Source organism: Nocardia africana NBRC 100379 (assembly GCF_001612635.1).
Taxonomy (GTDB): Bacteria; Actinomycetota; Actinomycetes; order Mycobacteriales; family Mycobacteriaceae; genus Nocardia; species Nocardia africana.
Genome location: NZ_BDAV01000007.1, coordinates 104,195 through 125,441 on the forward strand (window position 1 = coordinate 104,195; position 21,247 = coordinate 125,441).

At 68.3% G+C, this 21,247-nt stretch carries 18 protein-coding genes; 6 read left to right on the plus strand and 12 right to left on the minus strand.

Translation table 11 applies throughout. The features are described 5' to 3' along the window. Window positions 1-12: 12 nt before the first annotated feature. A complete protein-coding gene (locus tag NA3_RS12245; RefSeq protein WP_062963738.1) occupies window positions 13-1,188 on the minus strand; it encodes a cytochrome P450 in 1,176 nt (391 codons plus the stop codon). A 111-nt stretch (window positions 1,189-1,299) separates the two neighbouring features. Here NA3_RS12245 and NA3_RS12250 point away from each other — a divergent pair, with 111 nt between their 5' ends. Continuing rightward, window positions 1,300-2,142: an SAM-dependent methyltransferase gene (locus NA3_RS12250; RefSeq protein WP_062963739.1), complete on the plus strand. Its 843-nt coding sequence runs from the start codon at window positions 1,300-1,302 to the stop codon at window positions 2,140-2,142. A gap of 93 nt (window positions 2,143-2,235) precedes the next feature. Here the strand turns inward: NA3_RS12250 and tpiA are convergent, their stop codons facing one another. The 8 genes from tpiA to NA3_RS12290 form a co-directional block, all read right to left on the minus strand. After that, on the minus strand, window positions 2,236-3,021 hold the full coding sequence (gene tpiA / locus NA3_RS12255; RefSeq protein WP_062963740.1) for a triose-phosphate isomerase: 786 nt from the start codon (window positions 3,019-3,021) through the stop codon (window positions 2,236-2,238). Window positions 3,022-3,023: 2 nt separating this feature from the next. Further along, entirely contained in the window at window positions 3,024-4,244 is a 1,221-nt protein-coding gene (locus NA3_RS12260) for a phosphoglycerate kinase (protein WP_062963741.1), read from the minus strand. A gap of 4 nt (window positions 4,245-4,248) precedes the next feature. Then, window positions 4,249-5,268, minus strand: coding sequence for a type I glyceraldehyde-3-phosphate dehydrogenase (gene gap, locus NA3_RS12265; RefSeq protein WP_030514032.1), 1,020 nt, complete (start codon window positions 5,266-5,268; stop codon window positions 4,249-4,251). Window positions 5,269-5,657: 389 nt separating this feature from the next. Further along, window positions 5,658-6,641 (minus strand): DNA-binding protein WhiA, encoded by a 984-nt coding sequence (gene whiA / locus NA3_RS12270; RefSeq protein ID WP_062963742.1) that lies wholly within the window; start codon window positions 6,639-6,641, stop codon window positions 5,658-5,660. Further along, window positions 6,632-7,720: a gluconeogenesis factor YvcK family protein gene (locus NA3_RS12275; protein ID WP_062963743.1), complete on the minus strand. Its 1,089-nt coding sequence runs from the start codon at window positions 7,718-7,720 to the stop codon at window positions 6,632-6,634. The genes whiA and NA3_RS12275 overlap by 10 nt, the downstream gene beginning before the upstream one ends. Then, window positions 7,717-8,658 carry an RNase adapter RapZ gene (gene rapZ, locus NA3_RS12280; protein ID WP_062963744.1) on the minus strand — a complete coding sequence of 314 codons (942 nt, stop codon included), beginning with the start codon at window positions 8,656-8,658 and terminating at the stop codon, window positions 7,717-7,719. Before rapZ ends, NA3_RS12275 begins: the two co-directional genes overlap by 4 nt. Window positions 8,659-8,762: 104 nt before the next feature. Next, window positions 8,763-10,883: an excinuclease ABC subunit UvrC gene (uvrC, locus tag NA3_RS12285; RefSeq protein WP_062963745.1), complete on the minus strand. Its 2,121-nt coding sequence runs from the start codon at window positions 10,881-10,883 to the stop codon at window positions 8,763-8,765. 53 nt (window positions 10,884-10,936) lie between these two features. After that, window positions 10,937-11,791: a LysR family transcriptional regulator gene (locus NA3_RS12290; RefSeq protein ID WP_062963746.1), complete on the minus strand. Its 855-nt coding sequence runs from the start codon at window positions 11,789-11,791 to the stop codon at window positions 10,937-10,939. Window positions 11,792-11,862: 71 nt separating this feature from the next. Here NA3_RS12290 and NA3_RS12295 point away from each other — a divergent pair, with 71 nt between their 5' ends. Continuing rightward, window positions 11,863-12,903: a bile acid:sodium symporter family protein gene (locus tag NA3_RS12295; RefSeq protein ID WP_084491500.1), complete on the plus strand. Its 1,041-nt coding sequence runs from the start codon at window positions 11,863-11,865 to the stop codon at window positions 12,901-12,903. Here the strand turns inward: NA3_RS12295 and NA3_RS12300 are convergent. Then, a complete protein-coding gene (locus NA3_RS12300; protein WP_062963747.1) occupies window positions 12,881-14,170 on the minus strand; it encodes a winged helix-turn-helix domain-containing protein in 1,290 nt (429 codons plus the stop codon). The genes NA3_RS12295 and NA3_RS12300 overlap by 23 nt on opposite strands. Before the next feature lie 126 nt (window positions 14,171-14,296). Between NA3_RS12300 and NA3_RS12305 the strand changes: the two genes are divergently transcribed. Then, window positions 14,297-15,967, plus strand: coding sequence for an FAD-binding dehydrogenase (locus NA3_RS12305; RefSeq protein ID WP_062963748.1), 1,671 nt, complete (start codon window positions 14,297-14,299; stop codon window positions 15,965-15,967). Here NA3_RS12305 and NA3_RS12310 read toward each other — a convergent pair. Beyond that, a complete protein-coding gene (locus NA3_RS12310) occupies window positions 15,964-16,533 on the minus strand; it encodes a hypothetical protein (RefSeq protein WP_062963749.1) in 570 nt (189 codons plus the stop codon). The genes NA3_RS12305 and NA3_RS12310 overlap by 4 nt on opposite strands. Before the next feature lie 287 nt (window positions 16,534-16,820). On the opposite strand from NA3_RS12310, the gene NA3_RS12315 reads away from it, so the two are divergent. Next, window positions 16,821-17,519 (plus strand): haloacid dehalogenase type II, encoded by a 699-nt coding sequence (locus NA3_RS12315; protein WP_062963750.1) that lies wholly within the window; start codon window positions 16,821-16,823, stop codon window positions 17,517-17,519. A 113-nt stretch (window positions 17,520-17,632) separates the two neighbouring features. On the opposite strand, the gene NA3_RS12320 is transcribed toward NA3_RS12315, so the two are convergent. Further along, window positions 17,633-19,681, minus strand: coding sequence for an MFS transporter (locus tag NA3_RS12320; protein WP_084491532.1), 2,049 nt, complete (start codon window positions 19,679-19,681; stop codon window positions 17,633-17,635). Window positions 19,682-19,929: 248 nt separating this feature from the next. On the opposite strand from NA3_RS12320, the gene NA3_RS12325 reads away from it, so the two are divergent. Together NA3_RS12325 and NA3_RS12330 are read left to right on the plus strand one after the other, a co-directional pair. Beyond that, window positions 19,930-20,733 carry an ABC transporter ATP-binding protein gene (locus tag NA3_RS12325; protein ID WP_062963998.1) on the plus strand — a complete coding sequence of 268 codons (804 nt, stop codon included), beginning with the start codon at window positions 19,930-19,932 and terminating at the stop codon, window positions 20,731-20,733. A 96-nt stretch (window positions 20,734-20,829) separates the two neighbouring features. Continuing rightward, window positions 20,830-21,243 carry a DUF3291 domain-containing protein gene (locus tag NA3_RS12330; protein ID WP_062963751.1) on the plus strand — a complete coding sequence of 138 codons (414 nt, stop codon included), beginning with the start codon at window positions 20,830-20,832 and terminating at the stop codon, window positions 21,241-21,243. The last annotated feature ends 4 nt before the right edge of the window (window positions 21,244-21,247 follow it).

Here is a 21,247-nt window from a genome sequence, read left to right on the forward strand (position 1 = left end):
CGCCCCGAATGCTCAGCGCGGCGTGACCGTCGTCGGCAGTGCGGCGAAACCGCGATTGTTGGAGGAGTGGATGCGGCGCAGCCCGTCCGGGTCGATGTCGTAGTCGGTGATGCGAGCGGTGATCTCTCCGAGCGCGGTCCGCAACTCCAGCAGGCCCAGATTCGAGCCGAGGCAGTGGTGGCGGCCACTGCCGAAGACCAGCGCATCGGAGGTGTCGCGATCGAGATCGAAGACGTCGGGCCGGTCGAAGACCTCGGGATCACGGTTCGCCGAACCGGTCAGCAGCAGCATTCGCGCCCCCGCCGGAATCGTGACGCCGTGCAGGTCGACGGCCTCGGTGGTGGTGCGCAGCTGCGACTGGGTCGCCGGGTCGTAGCGCATCCCCTCGGCGATCCAGTCGTCGACACGGCTCAGCGCCGCGGCCCGCTGGTCCGGATGCGCCCATCCGGCGTACCACAGATTGCCCAGCGTGAGCATGCTCGTCTCGATCCCCGCGCCGACCAGCAGGATCAGCACACCCACGATTTCCTCCGGAGTGAGCCGGTCGTCCCCGTCGGCGGCGTCGAGCAGACCGGACAGCAGGTCGTCGGTGCGGTGCTTACTGCGTTCGATGGTCAGTTCGGTGTAGTAGCCGACCAGGGCGCCGATCGCCTGCATCGCCTCGGGCCGCAGATCGGTCGACTCCTCCTCGGTGTACATGATCTCCATGCCGAGTTTGCGCACCAGATCGCGATCCGCGCGCGGAACACCGACCAGTTCGGAGATGACCTCGGTCGGATACGGGCCCGCGAAGTCGGTCATCAGGTCGAAACTGCCCCGTTCGAGCAGTGGCTGCAGCAGGTCGGTCGCGATCTCGCGCAGCCGCGGCGCCAGCGCCTGCACCCGGCGCGCGGTGAACGCGCGCGTGACCAGGCCGCGCAGACGGGTGTGTTTGGGCGGGTCCATCGCCACGAAGGAGAAGAACTGCTCGGCCTGCGGGCCCCAGAACGCCGGCTCCATCCGCAACCCGTTGGCGCTCGAGAAGCGATCCGAATCACGCAGTGCGGCAAGCACATCGGCGTAGCGGGACAACGCCCAGAAGTCGTCGTCGGCGTTGCGGAACACCGGCGCCTGCTCCCGCAATTGCGCGTAGACCGGGTACGGATCGTCGTGAATGCCGAAATCGTACGGACTGAATTGCACTGACATCTTCGACCTCCCCGACCGCACGGCAGGGGCCGCGCCGGTTTCGCCATCCGAGCTGACAGGATGACAGTAGTCGATAATGGTTCGTCGCCGCCGTCAGAAGGAAGAGGTGTCATGGAACCAGTGACCGGATCACACGGCCCCCATCCGGATCCCGTGGCGCCGCCCGGTGTCGATGTCACCACCCCGCATCCGGCCCGGCGCTACGACTACTGGCTCGGCGGTAAGGACAACTTCGAGGCCGACCGGGCCTCCGCGGAGGCGGTCGCCGAGGCTTTTCCCAGCGTGCAGATCTCCGCGTTGGAGAATCGGGCATTCCTGCATCGAGTGGTCCGTTATCTGTCGGCCGAGGCCGGTATCCGGCAATTCCTGGACCTCGGCGCCGGCCTGCCCACTGCCGGAAATGTGCACGAGATCGCGCAGGCCGCGGCGCCCGAATCCCGCATCGTCTACGTCGACAACGATCCGATCGTCGCCCTGCACGCCCGCAGCCTGCTCGACAGCGCTCCCGCGGGGGCGACCGCGTATCTCGAGGCCGACGCGCGCGACCCCGAGCGGATCCTCACCCACCCGGACCTGCTCGCCACCTTGGACCTGTCGCAACCGGTGGCTCTGATGATGCTCGCGGTCGTGCACTTCTTCACCGACGAGGACCGCCCTTACGACATGGTGCGGCGATGGACCGAGGCGCTGGCACCCGGCAGCTATCTCGTGATGTCGCACGCCACCAGCGATCACCTGTCCGAGGAGGACCTCGCCGACAGCGAACAGGCCAACAAGCGCAGCGGTATCCCGTTCCGGCTGCGCTCGACGGCCGAATTCAGCCGATTCTTCACCGGGCTCGAACTCGTCGAACCGGGGATCGGATCGATCATCCACTGGCCCACCGAATCCCACCGTGCCCATCCCCGGCCGGAGGCGGTGTCGATGCTCGGTGCGGTGGCGCGCAAACCCTGATCCGGTTGCTCCACGACGTCGGCCCCGGCTCCGCAGTACGCGGAACCGGGGCCGAATCGTTCTGTGCTGCAGGCGGTTACCCGCCCGTCGCGATCAGGGCAGCGGACCGCCCGCGGCGATCGCCGACAGGGTCGCGAATTCGTCACCCTTCAGCGAGGCGCCACCGACGAGCGCGCCGTCGATATCGGCGGCCGCGATGAGCTCGCCGACATTCTTGGCGTTCACCGACCCGCCGTAGAGGATGCGCACACTCGCCGCGACCTCCGGGCCGGCCAGCTCCGCCAGTTCGGCGCGCAGCGCGCCGCACACCTCCTGCGCGTCGGCCGGGGTGGCGACGCGACCGGTGCCGATCGCCCAGACCGGCTCGTAGGCGATGACAACCTTCGCGATCTGCTCCGGAGTCAGTCCCTTGAGCGAACCCCGCAACTGCTCGAGGTTGTACTCCACGTGGGTCTGCGCCTCGCGCACGCCGAGCCCCTCGCCGATGCAGACGATCGGCGTCATGTCGTACTGCAGCACCTTCTTGGCCTTCGCCAGCACCGTGGCGTCGTCCTCGTTGTGGTACTGCCGCCGCTCCGAGTGGCCCACGACGACGTAGCTGCACGACAGCTTCGCCAGCATCGCCGCGCTGATCTCACCGGTGTACGCGCCGGATTCGTGCACCGACACGTCCTGCGCACCGAACGTGATCCGCAGCCGATCGCCCTCGATGAGGGTCTGGATGCTGCGGATGTCGGTGAACGGCGGGAGGACCGTGACGTCGACCTTGTCGAAGTACTTGTCCGGCAGGGCGAACGCGATCTTCTGCACCAGGGCGATGGCCTCGAGGTGGTTGAGGTTCATCTTCCAGTTGCCGGCGATCAACGGTTTGCGTGCCATGATCAGCCCTCCCCGTCCTCGAGCACGCTGATACCCGGAAGCTGTTTGCCCTCCAGGTATTCCAGCGAGGCGCCGCCACCGGTGGAGATGTGGGAGAACCCGTCCTCCGGCAGGCCGAGCGTGCGCACGGCCGCGGCGGAGTCGCCGCCGCCGACCACGGTGAACGCGCCCTTAGCGGTCGCGCTCACCAGCGCCTCGGCCACCGCACGCGTCCCCGCGGCGAAGGCCTCGAATTCGAACACACCCATCGGACCGTTCCAGAACACCGTCCGAGCCTCGGTCAGCAGCGCGGCGAACCGCTTGGCCGACTCGGGCCCGATGTCCAGGCCCATCCAGCCCTCGGGAATTTCGTTGACGCCCACCGTCTTCGACTCCGCGTCCGCGGCGAACTTGTCCGCGGCCACGATGTCCACCGGCAGGTGGATGACGTCGGCGAAGCGCTCCAGCAGGTCCTTGCAGGTATCGATCATCTCCTCCTGCAGCAGCGAGGAACCGACCGAAAGACCTTGGGCGGCAAGGAAGGTGAAGCACATACCGCCACCGATGACGAGGGTGTCGACCTTGGGGGCCAGCGCCTCGATGACGGCGAGCTTGTCCGACACCTTGGAACCGCCGAGCACGACCGCGTACGGGCGCTCGGTGTCGGTGGTGAGCTTGCGCAGCACGTCCACCTCCGCGGCCACCAGCGTGCCCGCGTAGTGCGGCAGCAGTTGCGCCACGTCGTAGACCGAGGCCTGCTTGCGATGCACCACCCCGAAGCCGTCGGAGACGAACGCGCCGTCGTCGCCGACCAGCTCCACCAGCGCGCGGGCCAGCTTCTGCCGCTGGGCGTCGTCCTTGCTGGTCTCGCGCGGATCGAAGCGGATGTTCTCCAGCAGCAGCACATCGCCGTCGGTGAGGCCCTCGGACCGCGCGAGCGCGTCCTGCCCCACCACGTCACCCGCGAGCTGCACGTTGCGGCCCAGCTCCTCGCTCAGCTTCGCGGCCACCGGGGCCAGCGAGAGCTTCGGGTCGGGTTCGCCCTTGGGGCGGCCCAGGTGCGCGGTGACGACGACCTTGGCGCCGGCCTCGGCCAGCGTCTTGATCGTGGGTACCGAGGCGATGATCCGGCCCGGATCGGTGATCACGCCGTTGTCGAGGGGAACGTTCAGGTCGGAGCGCACGAGTACGCCCCGCCCCTCCACACCCTCGGCAAGGAGATCCTGAAGGGTCTTGACTGCCATGGGTTTACAGCGACTTGCCGACGAGGCCGATCAGGTCGGCCAGACGGTTGGAGTAACCCCACTCGTTGTCGTACCACGACACGACCTTGACCTGGTCGTCGATGACCTTGGTCAGCGGCGCGTCGTAGATCGAGGAGTGCGGGTCGGTCACGATGTCGCTGGAGACGATCGGGTCGACGTTGTACTTCAGGATGCCCTTCAACGGTCCTTCGGCGGCGGCCTTGTAGGCGGCGTTGATCTCGTCGATGCTCGCCGACTTGCGCAGCGTCGCGGTCAGGTCGGTGACCGAGCCGGTCGGCACCGGCACACGCAGCGCGTAACCGTCCAGCTTGCCCTGCAGCTCCGGCAGCACCAGGCCGATGGCCTTGGCGGCACCGGTGCCGGTGGGCACGATGTTCAGGGCGGCGGCGCGGGCGCGACGCAGGTCGCTGTGCGGGCCGTCCTGCAGGTTCTGGTCCTGCGTATAGGCGTGGATCGTGGTCATCAGGCCACGCTCGATGCCGAATTCGTCGTTGAGGACCTTGGCCAGCGGGCCGAGGCAGTTGGTGGTGCACGACGCGTTGGAGATGATGTTCTGGCTGCCGTCGTACTGGCTGTCGTTGACACCCATGACCACGGTCAGATCCTCACCCTTGGCGGGCGCGGAGATGATGACCTTCTTGGCGCCGGCGGCCAGGTGTCCCTTGGCCTTGGTGGCGTCGGTGAAGATGCCGGTCGACTCGACGACCACGTCGACACCCAGATCGCCCCACGGCAGCGCGGACGGGCCCTCCTTGATGGCCAGTGCCTTGATCCGCTGGTCGCCGACCACGATGGTGTCGTCGCCGTCGAGCGAGACGTCCTGCGGCAGCCGGCCGAGGATCGAGTCGTACTTCAGCAGCGTGGCCAGGGTCGCGTTGTCGGTGAGGTCGTTGACCGCGACGATCTCGATATCGGTGGTGCCGAGCGCTTTCTGCGCCTCCACCGCCCGGAAGAAGTTACGTCCGATACGACCGAAGCCGTTGATGCCTACCCGGACAGTCACGTTATCGCTCCTCAGCTTTCAAGCGGATTCATTCCGATGCCAGACCACCCTAATGCCCGGCCATAACATCACGGACACGCCCCTGCCGCGACCTCACCGACCCGACGCTGCGCCGGTGAGCGTGAGTTCACGCCTCTCACACCGAACCGTGGTGGCCGTGGCCACCGGCCCTGCCCGTTCGCGGCGGGGATACCCATCTGCCAGGCTTTTCACCTGTCCCGGCTCATCCGATTCGAGGCCGGTGGGTTCGGTAGCACGAGCCTATCGCACCGTGCTCGACGGCGACCGCGTCGCGACGCAGGTTGTGGACAACCACGAACCTGTGGACAAACCATCGCTCGTGCGGCACAAGGGGATTCACGGCCACAGCTCCGCTCGATTCCCCTCGCTCACGCGTCTTCGAGCAGCTCCGCGGTGACGGCCGATTCGGTGTCGGGTATGCCCAATTCCTTGGCGCGGCGGTCGGCCATGGACAACAGGCGGCGAATACGCCCGGCGACGGCGTCCTTGGTCATCGGCGGGTCGGCCAGCTGCCCGAGCTCTTCCAGCGAGGCCTGGCGGTGCTGCACCCGCAACCGTCCCGCGGCGGCGAGATGCTCGGGCACGTCCTCGCCGAGGATCTCGAGGGCGCGCTCCACGCGGGCGGCGGCGGCCACGGCGGCCCGGGCCGAGCGGCGCAGGTTGGCGTCGTCGAAGTTGGCGAGACGGTTCGCGGTCGCGCGGACCTCCCGCCGCATCCGGCGTTCCTCCCAGGTCAGGCGCGTGTCCTGGGCACCCATCCGGGTCAGCAGGGCGCCGATGGCCTCACCGTCGCGCACCACGACGCGATCGGTACCGCGCACCTCACGGGCCTTGGCCGAGATGCCCATCCGGCGGGCCGCGCCGACCAGGGCCAGTGCCGCCTCGGGGCCGGGGCAGCTCACCTCGAGCGCCGAGGAACGCCCGGGCTCGGTCAGCGAACCATGAGCCAGGAAGGCGCCGCGCCAGGCCGCTTCCGAATCGCCGATGCTGCCGCCGACGACCTGCGCGGGCAGACCGCGCACCGGGCGGCCGCGCACATCGAGCAATCCGGTCTGGCGGGCCAGCGCCTCGCCCTCTTTGGACACGCGCACGACATATCGGGAGGTCTTGCGCAGACCACCCGCGCCCAGCACGTGCACATCCGATCCGTAGCCGTAGAGCTCGAAGATCTCGCGCCGTAGTCGCCGCGCGATCGAGCCCATATCGACCTCGGCCTCGACGATCACCCGACCGCCGACGATGTGCAGGCCACCGGCGAACCGGAGTAGGGCCGACAGTTCCGCCTTGCGTGCACTCACCTGCGAGACGGACAGACGGCTCAACTCGTCTTTCACCTCGGCTGTCATCGCCACGAGACCCGCTCCTTTCCACCCAACACGGACCGCACCTGCTGGACCGGATGCCGTCCTTCGACTCGAAGCCCTGCCAATTCCGGCCGAGGTTGGCGGATCACCTGATCCAGTGCGGCGGCTAACTTTCCAGGGTGGTGCCGGTCCGTCCCCGCCTCGGCGACATCAGCGAAGGTTACTCGCGCACGCAGCTGTTCGGCAGCTCTTGCCACATGTTCGCGCTCCCTACCCTCGGGTACGGAGCCGGAGTCCACCAGCACATGGTCGACAGCGAAATCCGGTGCGTGCTGGGACAATACATGCAGATGCCGTTCGGCGGAGAATCCCGCGGTCTCTCCGGGCTCCGCCGCCAGGTTCAGGACCAGCACTTTCACCGCGCGAGTGTGCATCAGCGCCTCCCGCAGATCCGGCACGAGCATGTGCGGAATGACGCTGGTGAACCATGATCCGGGGCCCAGCACCACCACGTCGGCGTGCTCGATCGCCGAGGTGGCCTCGGGGCTGGCCGGCGGGTCGGACGGGATCAGCCGGACCCGGCGCACCTTGCCCGGCGTGGTGGCCACCGCGACCTGGCCGCGGATACACCGGCTGACCCGCGGGTCGGCCTCGAGGCCCGAGACGTCGGCTTCGATGGTCAGCGCGGTCGGCGACATCGGCAGCACCCGGCCGACGCAGCGCAGGATCGAGGCCATCTCGTCGAGCGCCGCCACCGGATCGCCGAGCACCTCGGCCAGCCCGGCCAGCACGAGGTTGCCGACCGAATGCCCGGCCAGCGCACCGGTGCCGCCGAAGCGATGTTGCGCCGTACGCGCCCAGACCCCGTCGGGATCCTCGGCCAGCGCCGCCAGCGCCATGCGCAGATCACCCGGCGGCAGCATGCCCAGCTCGGCACGCAGCCGCCCGGACGATCCCCCGTCGTCGGCGACGGTGACGACCGCGGTGATGCGCTCGGTGAGCCGGCGGGCGGCGGTCAGGGTGGCGTAGAGACCGTGCCCGCCGCCCAGGGCGACCAGTGTGGTGTCGGCCGAATCGCCGGATATTCCCGATGCGGAGGTGTCGTCGCTATGGTCCGCGTCGCTCATTCGCGCCCCAGATCCCGGTGGACGACGCGGACGACATCGGTCGAGGCACTGTCGGGCCGGCCCAGCAGTTCACCCAGCTCCTCGGCGATCGCCACGCTGCGGTGCTTACCACCGGTACACCCCACTGCCACGGTCATATATCGCTTACCCTCCTGGCGGTAGCCGCTGGTGGTCAGGTCGACCAGATGGCGGCAGGTCTTCACATAGTCGTCGGCGCCGGGCCGTGACAATACGTACTCGCTGACCACGGCATCCTGCCCGGTATGTTCCCGCAATTCCGGAATCCAATGGGGATTCGGCAGAAATCGGACGTCGAAAACCATGTCCGCATCCAGCGGAACACCGTATTTGAATCCGAACGATTGGATCGTCACCTGCAGGGCCGCGGGTGCGCCGCCGCCGTAGGCCTCCTCCAATTTGCGGTGCAACTGGTGGACCGACAGGGCGGTCGTGTCGATGACCAGATCGGCGGCGGTCTTGACCTTCGACAGAGCCCGGCGTTCCGCGGCGATGCCGGCGGAGAGGGTCCCGTCGGCGCTCTCGCTCTGCAGCGGGTGGCGGCGGCGAGCGAAGCCGAAGCGCCGGATCAGCACATCGTCGGAGGCCTCGAGAAACAACAGGCGCGTGCCGACCCCGTTGGCCCGCAGCTGATCGGTCACCCCGGACAGGTCGCCGGTGAAGAAGCGGCTGCGCACGTCCATGACCAGCGCGAGTTTGGTGATCGGCGGATCGGCGGCGGCGCCGAGTTCGATCAGCCGCCCGATCAGTTCCGGCGGCAGATTGTCCGCGACGTACCAGCCGAGGTCTTCGAGGACTCGGGCCGCGGTGCCGCGCCCGGCGCCGGACAGGCCGGTGACGATGACGACCTCGACCGGATGCGCATCGGGCCGCGGCCGGATGCCGGTACTCGCGTTGGGATTCGATTCGACGCTCGTCATGTCCTATCGGGTTCCGTCCGTGGCTGCCATTCGATCATCCTGCCCGCCCCCACCGGCCGGGGCCGGACGCGCACCGCCGGCGAAACCGAGCCGTGACCGAGACGTCATTCGGAGTTGAGGGCCGCGAGCACGGCCTTGGCCGTCGCCACCCCGATGCCGGGCACCTCCGTGATTTCCTCCACCGTAGCCTGCTTGAGTTTGGCGACCGAGCCGAAGTGGGTCACCAGTGCGGTGCGGCGCGCCTCGCCCAGCCCCCGCACCGAATCCAGGGCCGAAGCGGTCATCCGGCGCGACCGTTTACTGCGATGGAAGGTGATGGCGAATCGGTGCGCCTCGTCGCGCACGCGCTGCAGCAGGAACAGCGATTCGCTGGTGCGCGGCATGATCACCGGGTCGGACTCGCCCGGCACCCACACCTCCTCCAGGCGCTTGGCCAGCCCGATCACCGCGACGTCGGTGATGCCGAGTTCGTCGAGCACCTCGGCCGCGGCCGCCACCTGCGGGGCACCGCCGTCGACGACGTACAGGTTCGGCGGATAGGAGAATTTGCGCGGTCGCCCGGTGGCCGGATCGATACCGGGCGGCAGATCGGCGGGCTCGGCCGCGGCGGTGGCGATCGCCGTGGCCGCGGCCTGCGGCTGGGCGGCACCCGTTCCGCCCGCGTGCTCCGCCGCACCGGCCTCCGCCTTCGCGGCCGCACTCATCTCGTCCAGTTCCTTGCGCAACCGATAGAACCGGCGCCGGGTGACCTCGGCGATACTGGCCACATCGTCGGAGCGGCCCTCGCCCGCGGCCTCCTTGATCGTGTAGTGCCGGTATTCCGATTTGCGCGGCAGCCCGTCCTCGAACACCACCAGGGAGGCCACGACATCGGTGCCCTGCACGTGACTGATGTCGACACATTCGATGCGCAGCGGAGCGCTGTCCAGATCGAGGGCGTCCTGAATGCCTTGCAGCGCGGCCGATCTCGCGGTCAGATCGCCGGCGCGCTTGAGTTTGTGCTGGGCCAGCGCCTCCTGCGCATTACGCTGCACGGTCTCCATCAGCGCCTTCTTGTCACCGCGCTGCGGCACCCGCAGCGCCACGGCCGAGCCGCGCAACCCGGACAGCCAGCCCTGCACCTGCTCCGGATCACCGGGCAGTTCCGGTACCAGCACCTCGCGCGGGACCGCGGTGGCGGGGGTTTCGGTATCGGTGTGCTCGGCGAAGGCGGCCTGTTCGCCGTAGAACTGGGTGACGAACTGTTCCACCAGGGCGGCCAGTTCACTCGGCCCCTGGGCGCCCTCGTCGATCGGCGCGGCCCCCGCGGCGTCTTCGGTACCGGCCCAGTTCAGATCGACGGCGTCGCCCGATTTGTCGACGACCCAGCCGCGCTGGCCGCGCACCCGTCCGTCGCGCACGTGGAAGATCTGCACCGCGACCTCGAGTTCGTCGGCGGCGAAGGCGATGACGTCGGCGTCGGTGCCGGTGCCCAGCACGACCGCCTGCTTCTCCAGTGCCCGTTTGAGCGCGGCGACGTCGTCGCGCAGCCGTGCGGCGGTCTCGAAGTCCAGATCCGCTGCGGCGGACTGCATCCGGCGTTCCAGCTCGCGCACCATGCGATCGGTGCGGCCGGACAGGAAGTCGCAGAAGTCCTCGGCGATGCGGCGGTGCTCGTCGGCGTCGACCCGGCCGATACAGGGGGCCGAACATTTGTCGATGTACCCGAGCAGGCACGGACGCCCGATCTGCCTGTGGCGCTTGAACACTCCGGCCGAGCACGTCCGCACGGGAAACACCCGCAACAGCAGATCCACCGTCTCGCGAATGGCCCAGGCGTGGGCGTACGGCCCGAAATACCGCACGCCCTTCTTGCGAGCTCCCCGGTAGACGAACACCCGCGGATATTCCTCGTTCATACTCACCGCGAGCATGGGGTAGGTCTTGTCGTCGCGGTAGCGCACGTTGAAGCGCGGATCGAATTCCTTGATCCAGTTGTACTCCAGCTGCAACGCCTCGACCTCGGTCGAAACCACCGTCCACTCGACGCTCGCGGCGGTGGTCACCATCTGCCGGGTACGCGGATGCAGCGAGGACACATCGGCGAAGTAGGAATTCAAGCGGCTGCGCAGACTCTTGGCCTTGCCGACATAGATCACCTGCCCGTAGGAATCCCGGAATTTGTAGACGCCGGGTTCGACGGGAATGGTGCCCGGTGCGGGCCGATAGGTCGCGGGATCTGCCACGCAACCAGGTTAACGACCGGCACCGACAGCGGATGACGCGCGGCACGCGGTGGTCATCGGTGCATCCGGTGGGCTCCGGCGATGATCGCGTCGCAGAGTGCCTGCTCGGGTTCGGAGAGCCGGCTGTGCCGGCGCAGCAGGACGAACTCCAGCTCGCCCAGTTCCGGCAGCTTCTCGTCGTCGACCGCGAAAAGTCCTGGCGGAAGCAGGGTTTCGGCGTGCGCCACGACACCCAGACCGGCCAGCACCGCGGCCCGCAAACCGAGCTGACTGTCGCTGACGCACGCGATCCGCCAGGTCCGGCCCTCCCGCTCGAGTGCGCGCAGTGCCACGTGCCGGGTCAGGCTCGGCGGCGGATAGGTCACCACGGGCACCGGATCGACGATGTCGCCGATGCCCGAGCGCCCGGCCCACACCAGCCGGTCGCGCCACAGCAGTTCCCCGTGCCGCTCGCCCGGCAGCCGCTTGGCCACCATCAGGTCCAGCTCGCCCGCCGCCATTCTGGTCTTCAGGTTCTCGCTGAGCCCGACGATCAGTTCCAGATCCACACCCGGATGCGAACGCTGGAATTCCAGCAGGACATCGGGCAGTTCACGAGCGACCAGGTCGTCGGAGGCGCCCAGCCGGATCAATCCCGTGAGCCGGGAATCGGAGAAGTAGCGGTCGGCCTGGGCCTGCGCGTCGAGGATGGTGCGCGCGAAGCCGACCATCGCGGCCCCGTCGGCGGTCAGCGCGAGATTGCGGGTGTCGCGGCGGATCAGTTCCCGTCCCGCGGCCTGCTCCAGTCGGGCGATATGCCCGCTGACCGTGGACTGGCGCAGGCCGAGGATGCGGCCCGCCGCGGTGAACCCGCCGGCGCGTTCGACCGCCAGGAAGGTGCGCAGCAGTTCCGGATCGAACACACCCATCACGTTACTCGTTCATAGATATCGCTTCCATCGGCTTTGGCGATCAGTGGGCTGCACCGTACCGTGGCGAGGTGACGTTGCTGGCCAAACTCCGAATCGACGGCTTCCTGCTGGGCTTGTTCGCGGCGATGGCGATCGGCCTGGTCCTGCCCGCCCGCGGCGGAGCGGCGGACGTTCTCGGGTGGGTCACCAAGGTAGCGATCGCGGTGCTGTTCCTGCTCTACGGCACCCGGCTCGAACCCCGCGAGGCGCTGGCCGGCCTGCGGCACTGGCGGCTGCACTCGACGGTGCTGGCCGCGACCTATGTCCTGTTCCCACTGCTCGGCCTGGCGATGCGGTTGCTGGTCCCCTCGGTGCTCAGCGACGAGCTCTACACCGGAATGCTCTATCTGTGTCTGCTGCCCTCGACGGTGCAGTCCTCGATCGCTTTCACCGCCATCGCGCGCGGCAACGTCGCGGCCGCGGTGGTCAGCGCCTCGGTGTCGAACCTGCTGGGCGTGTTCCTGACGCCGCTGCTGGTGATGCTGCTGATGCAGACCACCGGTGACGCCACCGTCTCACCGATGTCGATCGTGGAGATCGTGGTGCAGTTGCTGCTGCCGTTCATCGCCGGTCAGCTGCTGCGGCCGAAGCTGCACCGGATATTGGCGCACACCACCCTCACCAAGATCGTCGATCGCGGTTCGGTGTATCTCGTGGTGTACGCCGCCTTCAGCGCGGGCATGGTCGAACATGTCTGGCAGGGACTGGCCGTGGGTCGCCTGCTGGCGGTCGCTGGGGTGGCGATCGTCCTGCTGGCGGTGGTGCTCGGCGTGACGGCGGGGGTGGCCCGGCTGTTCGGATTCGACCGGGCCGATCGCATCGTGGTGATCTTCTGCGGGTCCAAGAAGAGTCTGGCCACCGGCCTGCCGATGGCGACGGTGCTGTTCGCAGGACATCCGGTGGGCCTGATCGTGTTGCCGCTCATGATCTTCCACCAGATTCAGCTGATCACCTGCGCCGCGCTGGCCGGGCGGTGGGGTCGCGCCGCGGACGAGGCCGAGGCGGCCCGGACAGCGGCCACATCCCCCGACGCGGCGGTCCCGGGTATCACCCCGGCTCCGCGACGCTGACGCCCGCCGGCACCGAAAGCCGTTCGCGGGCAGCCACTTCCACGGCCAGCGCCGCCGCCAGACCGCCGCGTTCGCCGACCACTACGGTCTCGAGCTCGAGCCACCCGGCCATCGCCTCCAGCTGCCGGGCCAGCTCGTGAACGATGCGCGCCGGGCGCCGGCCCGGTTCGGCGAACGCCCCGAGCACGTGCAGCCGGCCGGTGGCACGGTCCGCACGCAGGTCCACCCGGGCGACCAGTTCACCGTCGAGCAGGAACGGGAAGACGTAATAGCCGTGCACACGTTTGTGTTCCGGGGTGTAGATCTCGATCCGGTAGTGGAAATCGAAGAGCCGCTCGGTTCGCGAACGGAAGAAGATCAGCGGGTCGAACGGACACAGCAGCGCGGCGCCGCCGACCCGCCGCGGGATACGCGCCCCGGTACGCAGATAGGCCGGCTTGTCCCAGCCGTCCACCCGTACCGGCTCGAGTTCACCCGCATCGACCAGCTCGGCCAGCGCCGGTTCGCACTGCCGCCGATGTAGCCGGTAGTAATCGCGCAGATCGGTTTCGGTGGCCACACCCAACGCGTCGGCGGCCCGCAGGACGAGTTCGCGCACCGCATCCGATTCGTCGACCCGGCGGCTCACGACCTCCGCCGGCAGCACCCGCTCGGTGAGGTCGTAGTGGCGCTGGAAGCCGACCCGTTTGTCGACCGAGAGTTCCCCGGTGGCGAACAACATCTCGCACACCACCTTGGTATCGCTGTGGTTCCAGCCCCAATGATCCTTGCGCCGCGGCCGATTCAGCTCGAGGTGCCGTTCCACCTCGGCCGCGGTGCACGCCCCGACCTCGTCGATCACGCCGAGCACCCGATCGGGCAGGTCGGGATTGTCGTCGAGCACCCGGCGGGCCCCGCCCCAGCGGCCGTGCGCGTAGCCGGCCATCCGCCACCGCAACAACGGCCAATCCTCCACCGGAATCAGCGCCGCCTCGTGCGCCCAGTACTCCACGAGCCGGCGCGGCCGCCGCGCGCTGTGACCCCACGTCGCCTCGTCGAGCAGGGTGCGGTCGTAGGCGCCGATCCGGGCGAACACCGGCGCGTAGTGCGCCCGCACCACCGCCGCGACCGAATCCAGTTGCAGCAGTTTGGTGTTGCGGAGGACGCCGAGGACAGCGCGGCGGCTCGACGCGCCGCCCGACCCGTCGGCCCGGTCGCGGGCGGCGGTGGCGAATCCCTGGGCGGCGAGTGCGGCCCGGCGGGCCGCGGCGGAGGTGATGGTGCGCACGCACCGAATCTGCCACGCCCCACCGACAGATATGCCGGAGCCGGGCTCGCGACGGATCGAATCTGCTACCTTGAACACGTTCGATACACGAATGTATCCAAATCGCCCGAACGCGGAGGAGTGCCCGTGGCACCGTCACAACAGCCGGATGTCATCGTCGTCGGAGCCGGGCTGGCCGGATTGGTGGCCACCTACGAGCTGACTCGCGCCGGACGGCGGGTGCTCGTACTCGACCAGGAGAATCGCAGCAACCTCGGCGGGCAGGCATTCTGGTCGCTGGGCGGATTGTTCCTCGTCGACACCCCCGAACAGCGGCGCCTCGGGATCAAGGACTCTTTCACCCTGGCCTGGCAGGACTGGCTGGGTTCGGCGGGATTCGATCGCGACGACGAGGATCACTGGGCTCGCCAATGGGCGCGCGCCTACGTCGAGTTCGCGGCCGGGGAGAAACGCCGGTACCTGCACGATCTGGGTTTGCGCGTCACTCCCCTGGTCGGCTGGGCCGAACGCGGCGGCGCCACCGCCGACGGGCACGGCAATTCGGTGCCGCGCTTCCATCTCACCTGGGGCACCGGTCCGGAGGTGGTGCGCGTCTTCCTGGAACCGGTACTGGCCGCCGAGCAACGCGGACTGGTCGAATTCGCCTTCCGGCACCGCGTCGACGATCTGATCGTGGAAGGCGACGCGGTGGTCGGCGTGCGAGGCAGCGTCCTGGAACCGAGCGAACTGGATCGCGGCATGGCCTCCTCACGAACGACGGTGGGCGAGTTCGAATTCCGCGCACCGGCGGTGCTGGTGTCCTCCGGCGGCATCGGCCACAACCACGAACTGATCCGCAAGAACTGGCCCACCGAACGGCTCGGCCCCTGCCCGCAGACCATGATCTCCGGCGTACCCGCCCATGTCGACGGCCGCATGCTCGCGATCTCCGAATCGGCCGGTGGGCGGATCGTGAACCGCGACCGGATGTGGCATTACACCGAGGGCATTCACAACTGGAATCCGATCTGGCCCGATCACGCCATCCGGATCATTCCGGGACCGTCGTCGCTGTGGTTCGACGCGAACGGAAAGCGTTTGCCCGCACCGTGTTTCCCCGGTTTCGACACCAATGCCACGATGAAGGCGATCCTGGACACCGGCTACGACTACTCGTGGTTCGTGCTCACCCAGTCGATCATCGAGAAGGAGTTCGCGCTCTCGGGCTCCGAGCAGAATCCCGACATCACCGGCAAGGACCTCAAACTCACGCTGAAGAGCCGCGCCGCCAAGGGCGCTCCCGGCCCGGTGGAGGCGTTCAAGCGGCACGGCGTGGACTTCGTCGTCGCCGACACCCTGCCGGAACTCGTGCGCGGCATGAACGAGATCGCACGCGGGCCGCAATTGGATGTCGCCGTGCTGGAACATCAGATCGTCGCCCGCGACCGCGAACTGGACAACAAATACAGCAAGGATGCGCAGCTGATGGCGATCGCCAACGCGCGACGCTCACTCGGCGACAAACTGGGCCGGGTCGCGGCACCGCATCGCATTCTCGATCCCGCGCACGGTCCGCTGATCGCGGTACGCCTCAACGTGCTGACCCGCAAGACGCTGGGCGGCCTGCAGACCAACCTCGACTCGCAGGTGATCCGCTCCGACGGCTCCCCCTTCCCCGGCCTGTACGCCGCGGGCGAGGTCGCCGGCTTCGGCGGAGGCGGCGTCCACGGCTACAACGCGCTGGAAGGCACCTTCCTCGGCGGGTGCATCTTCTCCGGGCGCGCCGCCGGGCTCGCGATGGCCCGGCTGCCGCGTTAGGGCCGTTCCAGGCTCTTCGCGCCGACGGTGCGGGTCAGGCTGAAGATCGGCAGGCCGATCACCAGATGTTCGACGGCGGTGGACACCCCCACCCAGATGTCGCTGGACAGCGTCAGCGGGATGACCACCGCCGCGGCGATGAGAATCCCGACGATCCACGAAAAGAACATGTCCGGCGACGGCGTGCCCAGATGCAACAGATACCAGAGCACACCGGCGAGCAGGGCGCACAGGAAAGCGACCACCGCGAACCAGTAGCCCTGCTCGGCCATCGGGTTCCAGACCCCGAACTTGCCGCTCTCGGTGGCGCGAGTGGCGATGACGTCGATGATCCACGCGCACAGCCACGCCGCCAGCGCGGTCACGATCGCGGTGGCGAGCACCCCGCCCGCGAACATGCCCACGTTGACCTCGGGCCGCCGCGGCGCCGCGGGCTGTGGTCCACCCGGGGTCCGGTAGGGCTGATAAGCGGGATCCTGCTGGTAGGCGGGGTCCTGATAGCCGCCGGGCTGATAACCGCTTTCGTACCGCGTGGTGTGCTGCTCACGCGGGTCGTGGGGATGCACCGCCGATCACCTCCGTCGAATTTGTGCCGAGTCTAGGGCCACACCCGCCGCTCGGCGCGCCTTCGGCATACCCGATGTCGCCACCGCGTACACCCGCGCGGCCTCCGGTCGCTCCGATCCGGCGCGGGCGCGTCCGCCATATCGACACGAGAGCACCGCCCTCGGCAACACGGGCCCGCTGTCTACGACGTCGACCTCGGAACACATGTTATCCAGATCACATCGCAGGATCGATAGCGTCGCCCGGCCGCGCGGCGCGCCGGGCGGCCGCCGATACGATCGCGATCATGAACGACCGGCCGAAGGCGCTGCTGTTCGACGTCCAGGGCACCGCCACGGATTTCCACTCCACCGTGGTGGCGGCGGCCGCCGCGACCCTCGGGCGGCGATATCCCGGCCGGGACTGGTCCGCATTCGTGAACGATTGGCGCGCAGCGTATTTCCGCGGCACCGCCGCGGTCGGTGACCACTGGGTCGGTGTCGATTCGATCTATCGCGCGGCACTCGACGAACTCCTCGCCGAGCGCGGGATGGATGTGCCCGCCAAGGCCCGCGCCGAACTGAATTCCGCGTGGAAGCGCCTGGATCCGTGGCCGGACGCGGTGCCGGGCCTGACCCGAATGCGACGCCGCTGCACCCTCGCGACGTTGTCGAATGCCGACGTCGACGCGGTCGTCAGCATCACCCGGCACTGCGATTTCCCGTGGCACGCCGTGTTCACGGCCGAGATGGCGGGTGCGCACAAACCCGATCCCCGCACCTACCGCATGGCCGCGCACTATCTCGGCGCGCAACCGGGTGAGATCATGATGGTCGCGAGCCACAAGTACGACATCCGCGCCGCGGCCGCCCTCGGCTTCCGCACCGCCTTCGTCGCGCGGCCGCTCGAATTCGGCGATCCGGCCCTGGCAGACACCGCGTTCAGCGACGAATTCGATATCAACGCCACCGATTTCGAGGATCTTGCCGACCAGCTGGGGTGCTGAACCGCGTCCAGGTGTCGGATCGGACAGCGCGTCCGCCCGCATTCGACAATCGACGCACTCGAGGTCCGGAACGCGCACGCCGCCCGTTCCGGACCTCGATTCACGTCGCGGTATTACCCCGCGGGCGCCGGCTCGGCCGGCGGCGTGGCCTCGCCGGCTTCCGATTCGCCTGCGGCGGAAGCGCTTTCGGCAACCGCCACCGGCTGTGCCGATGCCTTCGTCCCGGCTTCGGATTCCGCCAATGCAACGAGTTCCTGCCGCACGCGCAGGTCGTGTTCGGCGGCATCGGCGGCGGCCCGCCTCGGACTCCAGCGCCCGGCCATCAGGAAGACGAACGGCAGGAACAGCACCTGGGCGATCAGGCAGATCCACCACCACTGCCGCCACTGCACCGGTGAATCGGCTGCCGCCTGCTTGACCTCGGCGCCGTGCTCGGCGACATAGGCCAGATCATCGGCCGGCACCGAGGCCACCGCCTGCAATTGCGCTTGGGCGGTCACGAGTTTCGGGCCGACCGTGCTCGCGACGGCGAGCTGATCACGCGGAATCTGCTGCGTCGCGGTCAGTCGCCCCACCGCCTCGGCGGGACCGATGCCGAATTTCGCCGCCACCTGACCGACCGCGGCACCCGCGGCCCGCCCGTCGCCCGGATTCGCCGCCAGGGCAACGAGAGTCGCCGGATCCACCGCCTGCAGGGTTGCCAACTCCTGCGGATAGCGCGCATTCAACGCGATCGTGGCCTGGATGTCGGCGGGTGACGCGCCGGTGAGCTTCGTCAATGCGGCCATCTGAGCGGCCGGATCGGCGGGATTGCGGCCGAGTTGGGTCATGGTGTCGGCGCCGACGGTCTGGATGGTCGCCAGCTGCGGGCCGTATTGCGCCTGGATCTCCTGCAGTCGCGGACCGTTGTTGACCAGCGGTCCGGCCGCGTCGACCACCATCAGCAGACCGAACAGCGTGAAGGTGACCACCGTGCGCAGCACACCACCCCACACGGCCAGCCCGACCGCGGTCGCCGCCGGATTGTGGCGCTCCACGGTTTCCGTGAAGCTCGCCATCCAGGTGGCGTAGGCGATGCCGCCGCCGACCGCGATGACCATCATCACCACCGCGAACGAGTAGTACCCGGTGTCGGGATGGTCGGTGTAGCCGAGAAAGACGTACACCCCGGCGATGCTGATCAGGGCGCCGGCGATCATGAACGGTTTGCGCACCTTCAGGAGGTCGGACACGATGCCGGTCACCACCAGGGCCACCGCGTTGGCGATCCAGTACCAGTTACCCAGCGCATTGGCCTGAGCCGGGGTGAAACCGAAATTCGTCGCCAGATACACCGGCAGGAACGAGACTATGGTGTAGAAGAATGCCAGGAAGATGCTGATGGCCAGGGCCGAGCCGACCACATCGATCCGCATCATCTGCCGCCACTGCCCGCGTTCGAGCGCCTCGACGTCCAGGCCCTTGGCCCGCGCCTCCACCAGCGCCCGGTCCCGCAGGCTCACCATCACCTGATCGCGCAGGCGCGGACTCAGTTCGCGCAACCCGATCACCGCGACCACCGCGACCACACAGCTGATCACACCACACAGGCGGTAATGGAACTGCCAGTCCGGATGGCTGTCGAGGGTGCGGGCGGTGATCTCGCTGGTGACGAGGGCGCCGATCACCGGCCCGAGAGTCCAGAATCCCATCGCCGAGGCGCGGCCCAGCTGCGGGGAGAAGTCCCGGATCAATGCCGGAGTGGCCACCAGCACCGCGCCTTCGACCACGCTGACCACGCAGTAGACGGCGAGATAGGCCATTTTCGTGGTGGTCGCCGGAAGGGCGAACAGGGTGAGCAGCGAACAGATCACCACCCCGTAGGCCACGATGTTGGCTCGTCCCCAGCGATCGAGCAGGCCCGCCGCCACCGAGGCCGCGGCGCCGAAGGCCGCGCCGATGATGAAGATCCACACGAAATAGGCGAACGAGAGGTGGAAGTAGGCGATCAGCTGATTACCGACGGCGCCTGCGACGAAGAGCTGGTAGTACAGCACGATCGAGGTGATCACCACGAGCGTCAGATACCAGGAGCGGGCGGGAGTGTCGGGATAGTGCGGTAGTTTTCGCCGCCACAATCCGGTGAACAGGGTGGGAGCGGCTGCTGTCGAGGTCGAGCTCATGGTCGAGATGCCTTTCTGGCCGCGGTATCTCGTCGCGGGAGGATCTCCGCTGATTCCGCACGAGCACCGGGTGGGAAAAGGGTAGCGGCCGAGCGTGATCCACATCACTTTTCCGGCAACTCGATCGAACCGACCGCTCCGATTGCGGGGCCCAAACCGACCGGTCAACGGTTGCCAGTGATTAGCAGTGCCGTCTTCCCGCTCGCTGACCTATCAGCTTGTCTGAGGAGTTTGCTACCGTGGAGCGCATGGTCGACTCCCCCATCCTGCAGGTGGACGCCGTAGATTTCGTGCGCAACCGCAATCCGATCCTGTCCGCGGTGTCTTTGACCGTGCGCGCCGGCGAGCACTGGGCACTGCTGGGCCCCAACGGCGCCGGCAAGACCACGCTGCTGAAGATGCTGGGCGCGTTCGAACACCCCACCCACGGCAGTGTGCACGTGCTCGGCCATCGGCTGGGACGGGTGGACATGCGCGAATTGCGTACCGCCATCGGCCATGTCGACCCGCGGCACAATCCGCCCTACCCGCTCACCGCGCACGAGGTGGTGGTGACCGGCCTGACGAACACCGCCGATATCAAGCAGCGCTGGTCACCGACGCCGGAACAGGATGCCGAGGCGGACCGGCTCATCGAACTGATGGGACTGACCCATCGCCGCGACGCCCGCTGGCCCACCCTGTCCCAGGGTGAGCGCGGCCGCGCCCTCATCGCCCGGGCACTGATCGCCGAACCCCGGCTGCTCCTGCTCGACGAACCGGCCACCGGACTCGACGTCGGCGGCAGGGAACAGCTCATCGACCGCATCGATCTGCTGCAGGCCACCCACCCCGACCTGGCCTCGGTTCTGGTCACCCATCACCTCGAGGAGCTGCCTCCGGCCACCACCCACGTGCTGTTGCTGCGCGCGGGACGCTGCGTCGCGAGTGGACCGGTGGACGAGGTGCTGACCAGCAGCAATATCAGCACCTGTTTCGACCATCCGATTCGGCTGACCCGCACCGACGACGGACGCTGGCATGTGCGTGCGGAGCGCAGCGTGCGCGCCTGAAACAACCGACCACAATCTTGTCATTGACAAGATTGTGCGGGCGTGCGATGTTGAGCAGGCCACAGCACCACCCCCGACTCGTCGAAAGTTCCCGCCATGCCCACACTGCCCTGGGTCACCGTCGAGCGGCCCACCACCGATACCGTCCAGCTCATGGCCTCGCGGCTCGAAGTCCGGTCACTGCGGCACGTCCCCGGATTCCTCGCGACCTCGATCGTGCTGCGGCGCCAGGCCCGCCGCTCCCCCGGCGCACTCGGCGTCGCTCTGAAGGCCGATCTCACCCGCCGCACGTTCTGGACCCTCTCGGCCTGGACGGACCAGCAGGCGATCAGTGCCTACGCCCGCACCGATCCGCACGCCTCGGCCATCGTGCGCGCCCGCGCGGTGATGCGTGAATCGACCTTCGTCTTCTGGTCCGCCCCGGCCGCCGGCCTGCCGATCGAATGGCCCGAGGCGCAGCGCCGCATCGCCGAGGAACGCGAAAAACGAAGCAGCACAACCCCGTTGTGATAGG

Excerpts from the sequence above, each read along its gene's own strand:
- NA3_RS12250 (WP_062963739.1), top strand. The coding sequence starts at position 1,300 with ATGGAACCAGTGACCGGATCACACGGCCCCCATCCGGATCCCGTGGCG.
- NA3_RS12275 (WP_062963743.1), bottom strand. The coding sequence starts at position 7,720 with ATGAGCGACGCGGACCATAGCGACGACACCTCCGCATCGGGAATATCC.
- NA3_RS12320 (WP_084491532.1), bottom strand. The coding sequence starts at position 19,681 with ATGAGCTCGACCTCGACAGCAGCCGCTCCCACCCTGTTCACCGGATTG.
- NA3_RS12260 (WP_062963741.1), bottom strand. The coding sequence starts at position 4,244 with ATGGCAGTCAAGACCCTTCAGGATCTCCTTGCCGAGGGTGTGGAGGGG.
- NA3_RS12330 (WP_062963751.1), top strand. The coding sequence starts at position 20,830 with ATGCCCACACTGCCCTGGGTCACCGTCGAGCGGCCCACCACCGATACC.
- NA3_RS12315 (WP_062963750.1), top strand. The coding sequence starts at position 16,821 with ATGAACGACCGGCCGAAGGCGCTGCTGTTCGACGTCCAGGGCACCGCC.
- rapZ (WP_062963744.1), bottom strand. The coding sequence starts at position 8,658 with ATGACGAGCGTCGAATCGAATCCCAACGCGAGTACCGGCATCCGGCCG.
- tpiA (WP_062963740.1), bottom strand. The coding sequence starts at position 3,021 with ATGGCACGCAAACCGTTGATCGCCGGCAACTGGAAGATGAACCTCAAC.
- NA3_RS12325 (WP_062963998.1), top strand. The coding sequence starts at position 19,930 with ATGGTCGACTCCCCCATCCTGCAGGTGGACGCCGTAGATTTCGTGCGC.
- NA3_RS12290 (WP_062963746.1), bottom strand. The coding sequence starts at position 11,791 with ATGGGTGTGTTCGATCCGGAACTGCTGCGCACCTTCCTGGCGGTCGAA.
- NA3_RS12245 (WP_062963738.1), bottom strand. The coding sequence starts at position 1,188 with ATGTCAGTGCAATTCAGTCCGTACGATTTCGGCATTCACGACGATCCG.